Genomic DNA, 16,099 nt, shown 5'->3' with positions numbered 1-16,099 from the left:
CATCAAGCGAGCTCGATGAGCTCTGTGACACCGCGGAGGAGCTCATCTCCGCACAGTGTCATCAGGCGAGCTCGATGAGCTCCTGGTACTCGTCGGACCAGTGGTCCTCGGTGCCGTCGGGTAGCAGGATGACCCGCTCGGGCTCCAGCGCCGCGGCGGCACCGGGGTCGTGCGTCACCAGCACCACGGCCCCGGCATAGGTGCGCAGGGCGTCGAGGACCTGCTCACGCGAGATCGGGTCGAGGTTGTTGGTCGGCTCGTCGAGGAGAAGCACGTTGGCGGCCGAGGAGACCAGCCCGGCCAACGCCAGACGGGTCTTCTCGCCACCGGAGAGGGTGCCGGCGGGCTGCTCGAGCTGCGGGCCGGTGAACATGAACGCACCGAGGAGACCGCGCAGGTCCTGCTCGCCTGCGTCGGGGGCGGCGTGGCGGATGTTCTCCCACACCGACGCCCGGTCGTCGAGGGTGTCGTGTTCCTGGGCGAAGTAGCCGATCTTGAGGCCGAACCCCGGTTCGAGGGACCCGGTGTCGGGCTTCTCGACGCCGGCCAGCAGCCGCAGCAGCGTGGTCTTGCCCGCGCCGTTCAGGCCGAGGATGACCACGCGTGATCCCTTGTCGATGGCGAGGTCGACACCGGTGAAGATCTCCAGCGAGCCGTAGATCTTCGTCAACCCCGACGCCATCAGAGGCGTCTTGCCGCACGCCGCGGGCTCCGGGAAGCGGATCTTCGCCGTCTTGTCCGACACCCGCTCGGCGTCGAGCTCGTTCATCATCTTGTCGGCGCGCTTGAGCATGTTCTGCGCGGCCACAGCCTTGGTCGCCTTGGCGCCCATCTTCGCGGCCTGCACACGCAGGGCCCCGGCCTTCTTCTCGGCGTTCGCGCGTTCACGCTTGCGGCGCTGCTCGTCGGTCGCGCGGGCGTCGAGGTACTTTTTCCACGTCATGTTGTAGACGTCGACCTCGCTGCGCACGGCGTCGAGGAACCACACACGGTTGACGACATCGGCCAGCAGGTCGACATCGTGGCTGATGACCACCAGTCCGCCCTCGTGGTTGTGCAGGAACTGCCGCAGCCACGCGATCGAATCGGCGTCGAGGTGGTTGGTCGGCTCGTCGAGCAGCAGGGTGGTGTTCGATTTCCCGCCACTGCCGTCGGACGCCGCGAACAGGATGCGCGCCAACTCGATCCGTCGGCGCTGACCACCGGAGAGCGTGCGCAGCGGTTGTTCGAGTACGCGGTCGGGCAGGCTCAGGCTGTTGCAGATCCGTGCCGCCTCCGACTCGGCGACATACCCGCCGAGCGAGGAGAACCGATCCTCGAGCTCGCCGTACCTGCGTACCGCCCGGTCGAGGGCGTCCGGATCGGCCACCTCGGCCATCAACGCCTGCTGCTTCTCCAGATCACGCAACAGCGTGTCGAGTCCACGAGCGGACAGCACGCGATCCTTGGCCAACATCGACAGGTCCCCCTCCTTGGGGTCCTGGGGGAGGTAGCCGATCTCGCCGATGACGCTGACCGAGCCCGCATAGGGCTCGCCCTCGCCCGCGAGCACGCGCAGTGTCGTCGTCTTGCCGGCGCCGTTGCGCCCGACGAGGCCTATGCGGTCGCCGGGCTGGATGCGGATCCCCGGTCCCGGGACGCTGAGGAGCGTGCGGACGCCCGCGCGTACCTCGAGGTCGGTTGCCGTGATCACGTCGACTGACTTTACGCGGTGTTCAGCGCCTCTTTTCCCACCGTCGTCGGCGGTGGGAGCTCACAGGCTCGACTACGGTTGCCGATGTGACCGGATCAACATCCCCCACCCCTGGAAACGACGCTGCAGCCCCCTCGGGCGGACCGGCGCTGACAGGGAAGTCGGCCCTGGTGACCGGCGCGAGCCGGGGTATCGGATTGTCGATCGCGGCCGAGCTCGCCCGACGTGGGGCCGAGGTCACCATCACCGCCCGCAAGGCCGACGCACTCGAGGCGGCGGCGGAGTCGATCCGCGCCGAGGTTCCCGGGGCCACCGTGACCGTCTCGGTCGGCAACTCCGGGTCCGCCGAGGATCGCGCGGCGGCGGTGGCCGCCGCGGCGGCGCACACCGGAACGGTCGACATCCTCGTCAACAACACCGGCATCAACCCGGTCTACGGCCCGCTCATGGACGCCGACCTCGACGCGGTACGCAAGATCTTCGACGTGAACGTCGTCGCGATGCTGGGGTACATCCAGGAGTGCCACCGGGCCGGGATGGGTGAACGCGGCGGCGCGATCGTCAACATCGCCAGCACCGCGGGCCTGCGATCGACCGGGGTCATCGCGGCGTACGGCGCATCGAAGGCCGCGGTCATCCGACTCACCGAGGAACTCGCCGCCGAGCTCGGTCCGGGCATCCGGGTGAACGCGATCGCGCCGAGCGTGGTCAAGACGAGGTTCGCCGAGGCCCTCTACGCGGCCGACGAGGAGGCCGTCGCCTCCCGGTACCCGCTCCGCCGTCTCGGTGTCCCGCAGGACGTGGCGTCGCTCGCGGCCTTCCTCGTCGGGGACGAGTCGAGCTGGATCACCGGTGAGACGATCCGTATCGACGGGGGCATGTTGGCCGCAGGTGGCTGACCCCCGGTTGCGCCGTCACGATCTCGCCGTCGTCGGCGCCGCTGCGGCCGGCCGCGCCCTCGCCCATCGCGCCGCTCGCGCCGGTCTCGATGTCGCGCTGATCGATCGTGCACCGCACCGGCCGTGGCGGGCGACCTATTCGGCGTGGACCGACGAACTGCCCACCTGGCTCGACCCCGGTGCCGTCGAGCACGCCGTGCCGTCCATTGCGGTCTACTCCCCCGGCCGGCACCGCATCGACCGCGGCTACTCGGTGCTCTCGGAGACCTTCGTCGACACCCTCACCCTGGACGGCGTCACGGTGGTCGCCGGCACCGCCGGTCACGTCGCCGCCGACCGCGTCGAGCTCGCCGACGGACCCCCGGTGGTCGCGGCCACGGTGGTCGACGCCCGGGGTGCGATGTCCACTGCGGGGCCCGCGCAGACCGCCTACGGCGTGTTCCTGCCCGCGACCGCCGCGGAGCCGCTGCTCGACGGCGACCACGCGGTGTTGATGGACTGGCGTTCGGAACACGGTTGGGCGGGTGGGCAACCGAGTTTTCTCTACGTCGTGCCGGTCTCGGCCGGTCGCGTCCTGGTGGAGGAGACCTGTCTGGCCGGCGACCCGGCGATCGGCGTGGGTGACCTGCGCACGCGGCTGCACCGCCGACTGGCCCGGTCCGGTGTCGACGTCGGAAGGTACGAGAGCGACGACGCGATCGAGCGCGTGCACTTCGCCCTCACCGCCGGGGGTGCGCGGCCCTGGGAGCACCGACCCACCACGCACGGCGCGGCGGGTGGCCTGATGCACCCCGCGACGGGCTACAGCGTCGCGACATCACTGCGATGGACCGACACCGTCGTCGAGGCACTGGTGGGCGGCCACGATGTGGGCGAGGCGCTGTGGCCCACCGGTGCGCGAGGGGTCCACGCGCTGCGGCGCAGAGGTCTCAACGCGCTGTTGCAGCTCGACGGGCCCTCGACGGTCGCGTTCTTCGACGCGTTCTTCGCGATGCCCCCCGAGCGGCAGCGTGCCTATCTCAGCGGCCGCGACGACCTGTCCGGGGTGATGGCGGCGATGATGACGATGGCGTGGTTCGCCAGGCCGCGCCTGGGTCTGCGGGTCGCGCGGGGAGCCACCGCCCTGCCGCGGTGGTGACTAGTCGTCTTCTGCGGTCGGATCGTCGGCGGTCGGATCGTCGGCGGTCGGATGGTCGGTGGCGGCCTGGTGCGTGATCGCGTGAGGGCTGTCAGCGGCCAGGAGCCGGCTGAGGAGCCCGGCCAGGTGGTCGAGCTCGTCGCCGGACAGTGCCGCCACCGAGGCCGGTGGTCGTGCCAGCACCGCGTCGGCCGTCTCCACGGCCGCCCGGCCCGCATCGGTGAGCGTGACGAGCTTGCGCCGTCTGTCGTCGGGGTGCGGACGTCGTTCGACCAGCCCGTGGCGTTCGAGCTTGTCGACGATCAGCGTCGTGTAGGGGGCGTCGACGTTGTTCGCCTCGGCGAGTTCGCGCAGCGTCATGGGGTGCTCACGCAGCCCGAACAGCACCTTGCCGCGGCCGCCTCCGAGTCGGAAACCGAGGGTGTCGGCGAGCTCGGCACGTCGATTCTGGGCCTCGACGTAGCGGTACATGAGCGACCACACCCGTTCGCCGTCGGTGACGTCGTCGTTCACCACGGCACCGTCCGCCCCAGGTAGTCGACGTAGCGCAGACCGGGTGTCCCGGCGAGCGCGTCGATCGTCCGCACGACGTTAGGGATGGACTCGTCGACCGTCAGGCGGGCGTCGGTGCCACCGAGATCGGTCTGGACCCACCCCGGGGCCATGAGTACCAGCGATCGTTTCTCGTCCCCATGGCGCGCCGCGTAGCTGCGCATGTACGTGTTCAGGGCCGCCTTGCTCCCGCGGTAGACCTCGTGGCCACCGTGCACGTTGTTGGTGACGCTCCCCTGCCCGGACGACATGACGCCGATCGTGCCGTCCCGCTCCACCAGATCGGCCAGGGTCTCGACGACCCGCAGGGGGCTCAGGGCGTTGGTGATCATCACGCGCGCGAACTCCTCGTCGGTCGTCTCGGCGACGGTGCCCTCGGGGGAGTTCGTGACGCCCGCGTTGACGAAGACCAGGTCGAAGGTGCGATCCGACAGACGCTCGTGCAGCGCGGCGATCTGCTCGGGCGCGGTGATGTCGACGGTCTCGATCTCGATCGACCGGTCGTCGCGATCGGCCAGGTCGTGCAGCGGTGTGCGATCGGTCCCGCGCACGGTGGCCACCACCTCCCGACCGAGACGCGACCATTCGTCGGCCAGGGCGAGACCCAGGCCGCGGGAGGCGCCGATCAGCAGGATGCGGTCGAGAGGACGGTGAAAGCTCTGCGGTAAATCATTTGTAGTCATAACAATCATTGTTACCACTACAACTGTTAGACCGCCACCGATGGAGCGTCATCGATGCCTGTGGCGCAGCAGCGCTCGCCAACGCTCGACCATGTCCTCGACGTCGATGGTGGACACGACGATGCGTGACGCCGGACCGAGCGACGGTGCCAGTCGCTCGTGCTTCACCCTGCGGTTGAAATCGACGAGGATGCGGCGCACGGCCTCCTCGTCGCGGATGTCGCGCAACGACTCCGGGTACTCCTGCCGTTCGCGTCGCAACTGCAGCGCGGCCGGCAGCAGCGTCGTCGAGTCGAGGTCCTCGTCGCGGATCTTCTGCTTGGCCCACCAGTCGGGGTCGTCGAGACCGCGCAGATCGAGGGGCTTCCCCAGTCCGGGCAGGTCATCGAAATCGCCGCGCTCGTGCGCCTCCCGGATCAACCGGTCGACACGTGATTCCGGGGTCGACGGCTGCTGCCACCGTCGCCGTCGGCGCGCGCGCCTCTCGTTCAGACCTGGGGGCGCGTCGGCGTCAGAAGACGTGTCCGAGTTCGACGTCGCAGTCGGTTCCGACGTCGCGTGGGAAGGATCGGGCCGCTCGGGGCCGGTGTGAGGATCCACCGCCGATCGAGCAGGGTCAGACGGTGAAGCCCAGGGCCCGGAGCTGTTCGCGCCCGTCGTCGGTGATCTTGTCCGGTCCCCACGGCGGCAGCCAGACCCAGTTGATCTCCAATTCGGTGCACAGTCCGCTGCTGACCACGGCGGCACGCGACTGGTCCTCGATCACGTCGGTCAGGGGGCACGCCGCCGAGGTGAGGGTCATGTCGATCTTGGCCTTGGCGTCGGAATCGACGTCGATGCCGTAGACCAGGCCGAGGTCGACGACGTTGATGCCGAGTTCGGGGTCGACCACGTCGCGCATGGCCTCCTCGACGTCGTCGATGGACGGCAGCGAGGTGGTCACCTCGGCGGGGGTCTGTGTGTCACTCATGTCAGTTCCTTTCTGCGGACTGCCGTGCCAGCGTTTGTGCGAGAGCGTCCTTGAACGACAGCCAGCCGAGCAGCGCGCACTTCACGCGCGCCGGGTACTTGCTCACACCGGCGAAGGCGATGCCGTCGCCGATCACGTCCTCGTCGCCGTCGGACTTGCCGCGCGAGGTCATCATGTCGTTGAACGCCGCGACGGTGTCGAGCGCGTCGTCGACGCTCATGCCGACCACCTGGTCGTAGAGCACCGACGTCGCAGCCTGCGAGATCGAACATCCCTGGCCGTCGTAGGAGATGTCGGTGACCGTGGCGGCGTCGTCGGACAAGGTGACCCGCAGGGTGATCTCGTCGCCGCACGTCGGGTTCACGTGATGCACCTCGGTGCCGAACGGTTCCCGCAGGCCGCGGCCGTGCGGGTGTTTGTAGTGGTCCAGGATCACCTCCTGGTACATCTGTTCCATTCTCATGCGGACGCCTCCACCCCGAAGAAACGCTGGGCGGTCACGATCGCTTCCGCGAGCGCGTCGACCTCGGCGAGAGTGTTGTAGGCCGCGAACGACGCACGCGCCGTCGCCGCCACGCCGAACCGCTTGTGCAGCGGCCACGCGCAGTGGTGGCCGACCCGGATCGCGACGCCCTCGTCGTCGAGCACCTGACCGAGATCATGCGCGTGAATGCCGTCGACGACGAACGCCACCGCTCCCCCGCGCTCGTCGGTCGACGTCGGACCGATGACGCGGACGCCGTCGAGCGACGCGAACCGGTCGAGGGTGTGCTCGACGAGAAGGTGTTCGTGTGCGGCGATCGCACCCATGCCGATCGTCTGCAGGTAGCGCACGGCGGCGCCGAGCCCGACCACCTGCGAGGTCATGGGCACGCCGGCCTCGAACCGCTGCGGAGGCGCGGCGTAGGTCGACACCTCCATCGACACGGTCTCGATCATCGAGCCGCCGGTGATGAACGGCGGGAGCTGGTCCAGCAGAGACGCTCTCCCGTAGAGCACACCGACCCCGGAGGGTCCGAACATCTTGTGTCCGGAGAACGCGGCGAAGTCGACGTCGGAGGCGGCGAAGTCGACCGCCATGTGCGGCACCGACTGGCAGGCGTCGAGCACGACGAGCGCACCGACGGCACGAGCCCGCCGGACCATCTCGTCGACGTCGGCGACGGCGCCGGTCACGTTCGACTGGTGGGTGAACGCCAGCACCTTCACCGTGTCGTCGAGTTCGAGCGAGTCGAGATCGATGCGGCCCTCATCGGTGACGCCGTACCACCGCAGGGTGGCCCCGGTGCGTCGACACAGTTCCTGCCACGGCACGAGGTTGGCGTGGTGTTCGAGCTCGGTGACCACGATCGTGTCGCCGGGTCCGAGCGGCTTGCCGCCGAAGATCCCGGCCGACCGGTCGTCGCCGAGGGTGTGGGCGACGAGGTTGATCGACTCGGTCGCGTTCTTGGTGAACACGATCTCGTCGACCCCGACACCGACGAACTCGGCGATGATCGCCCGGGCGTCCTCGTAGGCGTCGGTGGCCTCCTCGGCCAACTGGTGAGCGCCACGATGCACCGCGGCGTTACAGGTCACCAGGAAGTCGCGTTCGGCGTCGAGCACCTGCACCGGCCGCTGCGACGTCGCCCCGGAGTCGAGGTAGATCAACGGCTTGGAGTCGCGGACCGTCCGTCCGAGGATCGGGAAATCCGCGCGCAGGGCCGCCACGTCGAGCGGGGCGGTGCGGGTGTCGGTCGAGACCGTGCTCGTCACGTCGATGACCTCCGTCGGGGTTCGCGGTGGATCAGGCCTGCGCGGGTGCGGAGGTGAACTTCTCGTAGCCGTTCTCCTCGAGCGCGTCGGCCAGCTCGGGACCGCCGGATTCGACGACCTTGCCGGCGACGAACACGTGCACGAAGTCGGGCTTGATGTAACGCAGGATGCGCGTGTAGTGCGTGATCAGCAGCACCCCGCCGTTCTCGCGCTCCCGGTAGCTGTTGACGCCGGCCGACACCACGCGCAGCGCGTCGACGTCGAGGCCGGAGTCGGTCTCGTCGAGGATGGCGATCTTCGGCTTCAGCATGCCCAGCTGCAGGATCTCGTGGCGCTTCTTCTCGCCGCCGGAGAAGCCCTCGTTCACCGATCGCTCGATGAACGACGGATCGATCTCGAGCTCGCTCAGCGACTCCTTGACCTCTTTGACCCAGTGCCGCAGCTTCGGCGCCTCGCCACGGACCGCGGTCGCCGCGGTGCGGAGGAAGTTCGACATCGACACACCGGGCACCTCGACCGGGTACTGCATCGCGAGGAACAGTCCCGCGCGGGCGCGCTCGTCGACCGTCATGGCGAGGACGTCCTCACCGTCGAGGGTGATCGATCCCTGGGTCACCTCGTACTTGGGGTGGCCGGCGATGGCGTACGACAGCGTCGACTTGCCCGACCCGTTGGGGCCCATGATCGCGTGGGTCTCGCCCGACGAGATGGTGAGATCGACACCCTTGAGGATGTGGATGGATTCGGCGTCGGAGTCGCTGGATGCGACATCGACGTGCAGGTCACGGATTTCGAGTGTTGCCACGGTGATCAGGTTCCTCTGGGGTGATGTGGTGATGAGTCGTTGTGCGCGTGCGGCGCGACGTCGGGCCCGGTACCGGTCAGGCGCCGGCGATCTGCAGCTCGGCCTCGACGGCGTTCTCGAGCCGTTCGCGGATCTCGGGCACGCCGATCTTCGCGATGACCTCGCCGAAGAAGCCGCGCACCACGAGACGGCGGGCCTGGTCCTCGGGGATGCCGCGCGCCTGCAGATAGAACAGCTGCTCGTCGTCGAAGCGCCCGGTGGCGCTCGCGTGTCCCGCGCCGACGATCTCGCCGGTCTCGATCTCGAGGTTGGGGACCGAGTCGGCGCGTGCGCCGTCGGTGAGCAGCAGGTTGCGGTTGACCTCGAAGGTCTCGGTACCCTCGGCCGCGGCCCGGATCAGCACGTCACCGATCCAGACCGTGTGCGCCTCACGCGCCCGGTCGGTCGAATCACCCTGCAGCGCACCCTTGTACACGACGTGGGACGTGCAGTGGGGCTGCGAGTGGTCGACCAGCAGGCGCTGTTCGAGGTGCTGCCCGGCGTCGGCGAAGTACAGGCCCCACATCTCGGCGTTGCCACCGGGACCGTCGTAGTGCACCAGCGGGGACAGCCGGACGAGGTCGCCGCCGAGGCTGATCGCGAAGTGACGGATCGTCGCGTCGCGGCCCAGGCGCACGTGGTGCGCGGCGACGTGCACGGTGTCGTCGGCCCAGTCGTGCAGGTTCACGACGGTCAGGTGCGCACCGTCGGCGACCACGAACTCGATGTTCTCGGCGTAGGTGCCGCTGCCGTTCTGGTCGATGACGACCACGGCGCGGGCGAACCGCTCCAGCCGGACCTGCACGTGTCCGTAGGCGACCTCGTCGACGCCGGGTCCGGTGATGGTCACCGTGACCGGGTCGTCGAGTTCGGTGTCCTTCGCGACGGTGATGACGGTCGCGGTGTCGAACGACGAGTAGGCCTGGGCGGCGATGCGGTCGAACGGGACGCCGCCCTGACCGAGCCGGTCGTCGGTGCGGTCCACGGTGTCGACGCTGACGCCGTCGGCGACACCGTCGACGGTGATGGTGGCCGAGCCGGTCGCGACCGCCGCGCCCGTGTGCAGGCCGCGCAGACGGCGGAACGGGGTGAACCGCCACGCCTCGTCACGCGAACCGGGCACCTCGAACGCATCGACGTCGAACGACGTGAACAGCTCGCCCTTGTTGGTGACCGGGTGTGCGATGCCCGTCGGGTTCTCACCGCGGACGGCGTCGACGACACCGCCGGGGGTCTGTGCCTGACTCAACCGACAGATCCTTCCATCTGGAGTTCGATGAGCCGGTTGAGCTCGAGCGCGTACTCCATGGGGAGTTCCTTCGCGATCGGCTCCACGAACCCGCGGACCACCATCGCCATGGCCTCGTCCTCGGTCATGCCGCGGCTCATCAGGTAGAACAACTGGTCGTCGCTGACCTTCGAGACGGTCGCCTCGTGTCCCATCGTCACGTCGTCCTCGCGGATGTCGACGTACGGGTAGGTGTCGCTACGGCTGATCGTGTCGACGAGCAACGCGTCGCACTTCACCGTCGACCGGCTCCCGTGCGCGCCCTTGTTCACCTGCACCAGACCGCGGTACGACGCACGACCGCCGCCACGGGCGACCGACTTCGACACGATGTTGCTCGAGGTGTTCGGCGCGAGGTGCACCATCTTCGAACCGGTGTCCTGGTGCTGGCCGGGACCGGCGAACGCGACCGACAGGACCTCGCCCTTGGCGTATTCACCGGTCATCCACACCGCCGGGTACTTCATGGTGACCTTGGAGCCGATGTTGCCGTCGACCCACTCCATGGTTGCGCCGGCCTCGGCCTTCGCGCGCTTGGTCACCAGGTTGTAGACGTTGTTCGACCAGTTCTGGATGGTCGTGTAGCGGCAGCGACCACCCTTCTTCACGATGATCTCGACGACCGCGGAGTGCAACGAGTCGGTCTTGTAGATCGGCGCGGTACAACCCTCGACGTAGTGGACGTAGGCGTCCTCGTCGACGATGATCAGCGTCCGCTCGAACTGACCCATGTTCTCGGTGTTGATGCGGAAGTACGCCTGCAGCGGGATGTCGACATGGACACCCTTGGGCACATAGATGAACGAGCCACCCGACCACACTGCGGTGTTCAGCGCGGAGAACTTGTTGTCGCCGGCGGGGATCACCGAGCCGAAGTACTCGCGGAAGATCTCCGGGTGCTCCTTGAGCGCGGTATCGGTGTCGAGGAAAATCACGCCCTGCTGCTCGAGGTCCTCGCGGATCGAGTGGTAGACGACCTCGGACTCGTACTGCGCGGCGACACCGGAGACCAGACGCTGCTTCTCCGCCTCGGGGATGCCGAGCTTGTCGTAGGTGTTCTTGATGTCGGCGGGCAGGTCGTCCCAGGTGGCGGCCTGCTTCTCGCTGGAGCGCACGAAGTACTTGATGTTGTCGAAGTCGATGCCGTCGAGGTCGCTGCCCCAGTTCGGCATCGGCTTGCGCTCGAAGGTCTGCAGCGCCTTGAGACGGGCGGCGAGCATCCACTCGGGCTCGCTCTTCTTCGACGAGATGTCGGTGACGACCGCGGGGTTGATGCCGCGCTGCGCGCTGGCACCGGCCACATCGGAGTCCGACCAGCCGTACCCGTAGGTACCGAGCGAGTCGATCGTCTCTTCCTGCGTCAGAGCCGGGGCGACCGGCGTGCGGGGATCGGTGACTGTCATCGAGAGTCCTCTCGGTTGATGCCGGTGGCCGACGCGAGCTGTGCGTCGGTCTGCGGCAGGCTGTCGATCCGGTGGGCGGTGTTCGCCGCCAGCGGGACGTGGGTGGTGCACGCGCAGTCGCCGTTGGCGATGGTCGCCAGGCGCTGGACGTGGGTTCCGAGCAGCTGCGTGAAGCGGGCGGTCTCCGCCTCGCAGAGCTCGGGGAACTCGGCGGCGACGTGCGCCACCGGGCAGTGGTGCTGACAGATCTGCACACCCGCACCGACACGCCGCGTGTTGGCCGAGAAGCCCGCCTCGGTCAGCGCCGAGGCTATCCGCTCGGCGGTCTCGACGACCGCGTCGGGATCGGGTGTGTCGGTCACGGCGCCCGCGGCGGTCTCGACACCGGCGAGGACGGCGTCGATCCGGTCGTCGGCGAACTCGCGGACCGCGGCGTCGCCGCCGAGATCACGGAGACGGCGCATCGCTGCGCCGGCGAGGTCGTCGTAGGAGTGGTGCAGCTTGCCGCGACCGTGCGCGGTCAGTTGGAACTGTTTGGCCGGACGGCCCCGTCCGCGGGTGACGTGACGACCCGAGCCGGTGGTCGCCCGGACCTCGCCCGCGGCGATCAGCGCATCGAGATGGCGTCGGACCCCGGCGGCGCTCATGCCCAGTTCGTCGCCGATCTCGCCCGCCGTCGCCGGACCGCGTTCCACCAGCAGCGACACGACCGCGGTCCGGGTCTGTCCGTCGGAACTGACCGAGACCGGACCACCGTCGCGCACGACGCCCACCGGCGAGGAAGCAGACGTGTGCCCCTCGTCGTCGCGTGCGGGGACAGCTGTCCCGGTGGTTTTCACAACACAAGTGTCACCTAATTGCCGACGGCACGCCAGCAAGGGTTACCTTGCCTGCCGTGGGGGCGCCCGGCCAGGGCCCCACCTGCGCCGAACACCGCAGTACGCGCGGTTTCGGAGAGCATCGAGAAAGCCCGATAGAGTCTGGACTTGTGCCCGATCCCACACCGCAGTCGCCGCCCGACGGCACCGCTGCGCCCCGTCGGGAGCGTCTCGCGGTGACCGCGGTCGAACGCTTCCGTACGGTCACGGGATACCTCGGTCTGCGTCGGCCCGCCAAGGCGACGAAACCCGATCGCGACACCACCGGCGACTACGGCGTCACCATGGCCCGGCTGCACGGCGCCGAGCCCGAGGTGGGTGGCCTCGACCCCGTCGAGAGTCGCACCCTGCTCCGGATCCGACTGTTCGGCGCCGTCGGATCCATCCTCATCCTCGTCGGATCGTTGGGTACCGGCGCCCTGCCCGTGCTCCAGAACCCCATCGCCGGGATGCGACTGCTGTCGCTGCCGTCGCGCATGTGGACCACCGCGCTGACCCTGTCCATCGGCGGGACCATCGTGCTCGTGCTCGCCTGGCTGATGCTGGGCCGGTTCGCCGTCGGTCGGCTCACCGTCGAGGTCGTCGGGGGCACCGCCCCGCAACGCCGCATGACCCGTCGACAGGCCGACCGCACCCTGCTGGTCTGGATCGCCCCGATCGTGCTCGCGCCGCCGATGCTCAGCAAGGACATCTACTCCTACCTCGCCCAGAGCGCGATCGCCTACCGCGGCATGGACCCCTACGTGGTGAGTCCCGTCCGCGGACTGGGGGTGGGCGACGTGCTGACGCGGTCGGTGCCGAACCTGTGGCGCGACACCCCGGCGCCCTACGGACCGTTGTTCCTCTGGCTGGGCAAGGGCATCACCGGCATCGTCGGCGACAACCTGTCGGCGGCCATCCTCGGACACCGCATCATCGCCCTGGCCGGTGTCGCGCTGATCGTGTGGGCGCTCCCCCGTCTCGCGCGGCGCTGCGGGGTGTCGCCGGTCGCCGCCCTGTGGCTGGGCGCCATGAACCCGCTCCTGATCCTGCATCTGGTCGGCGGCATCCACAACGAGGCCCTGATGCTCGGTCTCATGTTGGCGGGCATCGAACTGTGCTTCCGCGCGATCGACAGCCCGCACCGCCTCCGCCGCGCCGGGACGTGGTTGCCGTCGGCCACCGGATGGCTGCTCATCGCCGGTTCGGCGACCATGGCCGCCTCGTCGATGGTGAAGATCTCCTCGATGCTCGCGTTCGGATTCGTCGGCATCGCGCTGGCCCGCCGCTGGGGTGCGACGCTGCCCGCGCTGCGTCATGCGCCGCGAGCCGAATGGTGGCAACGATCGCGCCGGCCCTTCTGGGCGCTGGCCGCCTCCGCAGGCGTCCTCGCATCGATCCTCGCCGCCGTCGTCGTGTCGATCTGTCTGGGCACCGGCCTCGGTTTCGGCTGGACCTCCACGCTGAGCACCGGCGACGTGGTGCGTTCGTGGATGTCGATGCCCACCCTGCTGTCGGTGACCGGTGGTCGCGTCGGGGTCCTCGTCGGTCTCGGTGACCACACCCAGGCGATGCTCGACGTCGCACGTCCCGTCGGTCAGCTCATCGCCGGGCTGTTCATCGTGCGGTGGCTCCTCGCCGCACTCGCCGGCCGACTCCACCCCATCGGCGCCCTCGGTATCGCCATGGCGACGTTCGTGCTGTTCTTCCCGTTCGTGCAGGCCTGGTACCTGCTGTGGGCGATCATTCCGCTCGCGGCGTGGGCGACCGGCCGCTGGTTCCGCATCGCGGCCATCGCGGTGTCGGCCATCATCGCGGTCGTGGTGCTCCCGACCGGCGCGGGGACGCGCGGCTTCCAACTCGCCGAGGCGATCATCGCCTCGGTGTTGCTGACCGCGGTGCTCACGGCGCTGTTCTTCGAGAAGATGCCGTGGCAACGACGACGGCGTGACGAGCGACCGACCCCACCGCCGGTCGACCCCCCGGCCCCGGACGACACCGCGAATCCCACCGCCCGCGCCTCGACGCCCGCCGCGGAGCGCGTCTCCTGAGCCGGATCGCGCGGTCACCCTCGAGAGTCCGTTTGGCGGCCACGGGTGGCCGACGAATAGTGTTGGCCCTGTGAAGAGTCCGCCGCACCCCCCGCTCGCCCCCTCGTCGGGGGTGTCCGGGATCACCGCCGGCGACGCACCGGCTCTGCAGGTCCGGGGGCTGGTCAAGCGCTACGGCGACGTCACCGCGGTCAACGGACTCGACCTCGAACTCCATCGCGGGCATGTTCTCGCCCTCCTGGGCCCCAACGGCGCGGGCAAGACCACCACCGTCGAGATCTGCGAGGGGTTCGGCGTCGCCGACTCCGGCGAGGTGCGCGTCCTCGGCCTCGACCCGGTCGCCGACAACGACCGCCTGCGCACGCGGATCGGCGTGATGCTGCAGGGTGGCGGCGCCTACCCCGGCGCCCGGGCGGGCGAGATGTTGCGGCTCTGTGCGGCCTACTCGGCCAACCCGATCGACCCGGACTGGTTGATGCGCACGCTCGGTCTCGTCGACGCCCAGCGCACACCGTATCGGCGCCTGTCGGGCGGCCAGCAGCAGCGGTTGGCCCTCGCGTGCGCGCTGGTCGGCCGCCCCGAGCTCGTCTTCCTCGACGAGCCGACCGCGGGGCTCGACGCCGCGGCGCGGATCCTGGTGTGGGAGTTGATCGATCGGCTCCGCAAGGACGGCGTCTCGGTTCTGCTCACCACGCATCTCATGGACGAGGCCGAACAGCTCGCCGACGATCTCGTGATCATCGACCGCGGTGAGATCGTCGCGCACGGCACCCCCGAGGAGGTCACCAGCCGGGGCGCGGAGAACGAACTGCGGTTCCGTGCGCCGCGCGGCCTCGATCTCACGCTGCTCGAGTCGATCCTGGCCGAGGGATACGTCTGCAGCGAGGTCAACCCCGGCACCTACCTCGTCGCCGGTGCCGTCACCCCGCAGGTCCTCGCCGCGGTCACCGCCTGGTGCGCACGGATCAACGTGCTGGCCACCGACCTGCGTGTCGAGACCCGCAGCCTCGAGGACGTCTTCCTCGACCTCACCGGACGGGAATTGCGCGGATGACCCGCACAGACGGCACCACGGGCCGCAGCACCACCTCGGGTCGATTCGAGCCCGGCCAGTTCAGCCCCGATCCCCGACCCGCGCCGATCGCGCGGATGGTCGCCGCGCAGTCACGGATCGAGCTGATCCTGCTGCTGCGCAACGGCGAGCAGCTTCTCCTGACCCTGTTCATACCGGTCACCCTGCTCATCGGGTTGTGCCTGCTGCCCATCGGCACGTTCGCCGAGAGCCGCGCCGACCGCTTCGTGCCCGCCATCATGACGGTGGCGGTGATGTCGACCGCGTTCACCGGACAGGCCATCGCCGTCGGGTTCGACCGCCGCTACGGCGCCCTGAAACGTCTGGGCGCGACACCCCTGCCGCGGTGGGGCGTCATCGTCGGCAAGTCGATCGCCGTCGCGATCGTGGTGGTGCTGCAGGCCGTCGTCCTGGGGATCATCGGATTCGCGTTCGGGTGGGACGTCAGCGCCACCGGGCTCCTGCTCGGCGCCGTCGCCATCGCGATCGGCACCATGACCTTCTCGGCACTGGGCCTGCTGCTCGGCGGCACCCTGCGCGCCGAGATCGTGCTCGCCCTGGCCAACGTCGTCTGGTTCGTGTTCATCGGCATCGGCAGTCTCGTGGTCGTCGGTGACGGGGTCCCCGAGGCCGTGCGATGGATCGCCCGTGCCATCCCGTCCGGGGCGTTGAGCGAGGCCCTGCACCAGGCCACCGAGCACTCCATCGACTACGTCGGACTCGGCGTGCTCATCGCCTGGGGCGTCGTCGCCGGAATTGCCGCCGTCCGCTGGTTCCGCTTCATCTGACGCGGCAGCGCACCCGGGCCGTGGGCCGGGGTGGCCGAGACGACAGCCGCAGGATTGCCGTTCCGACCGGCCCCTTCTATACGATCGGGTCGTGCTCTATCGCGGT

16 protein-coding genes are annotated in these 16,099 nt (G+C 69.2%); 5 read left to right on the top strand and 11 right to left on the bottom strand.

The features are described from left to right. Positions 1 to 61: 61 nt before the first annotated feature. Positions 62 to 1,693 (bottom strand): ABC-F family ATP-binding cassette domain-containing protein, encoded by a 1,632-nt coding sequence (locus TU34_RS09920; RefSeq protein ID WP_045822711.1) that lies wholly within the window; start codon positions 1,691 to 1,693, stop codon positions 62 to 64. A gap of 149 nt (positions 1,694 to 1,842) precedes the next feature. On the opposite strand from TU34_RS09920, the gene TU34_RS09915 reads away from it, so the two are divergent. Together TU34_RS09915 and TU34_RS09910 are read left to right on the top strand one after the other, a co-directional pair. After that, the gene (locus tag TU34_RS09915; protein ID WP_045822763.1) at positions 1,843 to 2,592 is read left to right on the top strand and encodes an SDR family oxidoreductase; all 750 of its coding nucleotides are present in this window, start codon (positions 1,843 to 1,845) and stop codon (positions 2,590 to 2,592) included. Further along, positions 2,585 to 3,730 carry a lycopene cyclase family protein gene (locus TU34_RS09910; protein WP_045822710.1) on the top strand — a complete coding sequence of 382 codons (1,146 nt, stop codon included), beginning with the start codon at positions 2,585 to 2,587 and terminating at the stop codon, positions 3,728 to 3,730. The genes TU34_RS09915 and TU34_RS09910 overlap by 8 nt, the downstream gene beginning before the upstream one ends. Here TU34_RS09910 and TU34_RS09905 read toward each other — a convergent pair whose 3' ends face one another. The 10 genes from TU34_RS09905 to TU34_RS09860 form a co-directional block, all read right to left on the bottom strand. Further along, positions 3,731 to 4,243, bottom strand: coding sequence for a MarR family winged helix-turn-helix transcriptional regulator (locus tag TU34_RS09905; protein WP_203225436.1), 513 nt, complete (start codon positions 4,241 to 4,243; stop codon positions 3,731 to 3,733). It lies immediately after the preceding gene. After that, complete coding sequence (locus tag TU34_RS09900; protein ID WP_045822709.1) at positions 4,240 to 4,965, bottom strand: SDR family oxidoreductase; 726 nt, start codon at positions 4,963 to 4,965, stop codon at positions 4,240 to 4,242. The genes TU34_RS09905 and TU34_RS09900 overlap by 4 nt, the downstream gene beginning before the upstream one ends. Positions 4,966 to 5,013: 48 nt before the next feature. Beyond that, on the bottom strand, positions 5,014 to 5,457 hold the full coding sequence (locus tag TU34_RS09895) for a DnaJ family domain-containing protein (protein WP_045822761.1): 444 nt from the start codon (positions 5,455 to 5,457) through the stop codon (positions 5,014 to 5,016). A gap of 124 nt (positions 5,458 to 5,581) precedes the next feature. Further along, positions 5,582 to 5,935 carry a metal-sulfur cluster assembly factor gene (locus tag TU34_RS09890; protein ID WP_045822708.1) on the bottom strand — a complete coding sequence of 118 codons (354 nt, stop codon included), beginning with the start codon at positions 5,933 to 5,935 and terminating at the stop codon, positions 5,582 to 5,584. Position 5,936: 1 nt separating this feature from the next. Next, on the bottom strand, positions 5,937 to 6,398 hold the full coding sequence (gene sufU, locus TU34_RS09885) for a Fe-S cluster assembly sulfur transfer protein SufU (RefSeq protein WP_045822707.1): 462 nt from the start codon (positions 6,396 to 6,398) through the stop codon (positions 5,937 to 5,939). Continuing rightward, complete coding sequence (locus TU34_RS09880) at positions 6,395 to 7,690, bottom strand: SufS family cysteine desulfurase (RefSeq protein ID WP_045822706.1); 1,296 nt, start codon at positions 7,688 to 7,690, stop codon at positions 6,395 to 6,397. Before TU34_RS09880 ends, sufU begins: the two co-directional genes overlap by 4 nt. A gap of 31 nt (positions 7,691 to 7,721) precedes the next feature. Beyond that, positions 7,722 to 8,495 carry a Fe-S cluster assembly ATPase SufC gene (gene sufC, locus TU34_RS09875; RefSeq protein WP_045822705.1) on the bottom strand — a complete coding sequence of 258 codons (774 nt, stop codon included), beginning with the start codon at positions 8,493 to 8,495 and terminating at the stop codon, positions 7,722 to 7,724. 76 nt (positions 8,496 to 8,571) lie between these two features. Beyond that, positions 8,572 to 9,720, bottom strand: coding sequence for a Fe-S cluster assembly protein SufD (gene sufD, locus TU34_RS09870; RefSeq protein WP_045822760.1), 1,149 nt, complete (start codon positions 9,718 to 9,720; stop codon positions 8,572 to 8,574). A 59-nt stretch (positions 9,721 to 9,779) separates the two neighbouring features. Then, positions 9,780 to 11,225: a Fe-S cluster assembly protein SufB gene (gene sufB, locus TU34_RS09865; RefSeq protein WP_045822704.1), complete on the bottom strand. Its 1,446-nt coding sequence runs from the start codon at positions 11,223 to 11,225 to the stop codon at positions 9,780 to 9,782. Continuing rightward, positions 11,222 to 12,064, bottom strand: a complete 843-nt coding sequence (locus TU34_RS09860; RefSeq protein ID WP_082080106.1) for a helix-turn-helix transcriptional regulator — start codon at positions 12,062 to 12,064, stop codon at positions 11,222 to 11,224. The genes sufB and TU34_RS09860 overlap by 4 nt, the downstream gene beginning before the upstream one ends. A gap of 215 nt (positions 12,065 to 12,279) precedes the next feature. On the opposite strand from TU34_RS09860, the gene mptB reads away from it, so the two are divergent. From mptB to TU34_RS09845, 3 genes are all read left to right on the top strand, one after another. Further along, the gene (gene mptB, locus TU34_RS09855) at positions 12,280 to 14,133 is read left to right on the top strand and encodes a polyprenol phosphomannose-dependent alpha 1,6 mannosyltransferase MptB (protein ID WP_082080121.1); all 1,854 of its coding nucleotides are present in this window, start codon (positions 12,280 to 12,282) and stop codon (positions 14,131 to 14,133) included. A 112-nt stretch (positions 14,134 to 14,245) separates the two neighbouring features. Beyond that, positions 14,246 to 15,187, top strand: coding sequence for an ABC transporter ATP-binding protein (locus TU34_RS09850; protein ID WP_045822758.1), 942 nt, complete (start codon positions 14,246 to 14,248; stop codon positions 15,185 to 15,187). Next, positions 15,184 to 15,993: an ABC transporter permease gene (locus TU34_RS09845; RefSeq protein ID WP_045822702.1), complete on the top strand. Its 810-nt coding sequence runs from the start codon at positions 15,184 to 15,186 to the stop codon at positions 15,991 to 15,993. The genes TU34_RS09850 and TU34_RS09845 overlap by 4 nt, the downstream gene beginning before the upstream one ends. Positions 15,994 to 16,099: the final 106 nt, after the last annotated feature.

Origin of the sequence: Williamsia herbipolensis, from assembly GCF_000964005.1 — a bacterium.
GTDB lineage: Bacteria > Actinomycetota > Actinomycetes > Mycobacteriales > Mycobacteriaceae > Williamsia_A > Williamsia_A herbipolensis.
The sequence above is the reverse complement of the archived record's forward strand: the minus strand, read 5'-3'. Positions and strand labels throughout refer to the sequence as shown.

What these genes read in the sequence shown, in the direction of transcription:
- TU34_RS09900 (WP_045822709.1), bottom strand. Translation starts at nt 4,965, where the DNA reads ATGACTACAAATGATTTACCGCAGAGCTTTCACCGTCCTCTCGACCGC.
- TU34_RS09890 (WP_045822708.1), bottom strand. Translation starts at nt 5,935, where the DNA reads ATGAGTGACACACAGACCCCCGCCGAGGTGACCACCTCGCTGCCGTCC.
- sufU (WP_045822707.1), bottom strand. Translation starts at nt 6,398, where the DNA reads ATGAGAATGGAACAGATGTACCAGGAGGTGATCCTGGACCACTACAAA.
- sufB (WP_045822704.1), bottom strand. Translation starts at nt 11,225, where the DNA reads ATGACAGTCACCGATCCCCGCACGCCGGTCGCCCCGGCTCTGACGCAG.
- TU34_RS09845 (WP_045822702.1), top strand. Translation starts at nt 15,184, where the DNA reads ATGACCCGCACAGACGGCACCACGGGCCGCAGCACCACCTCGGGTCGA.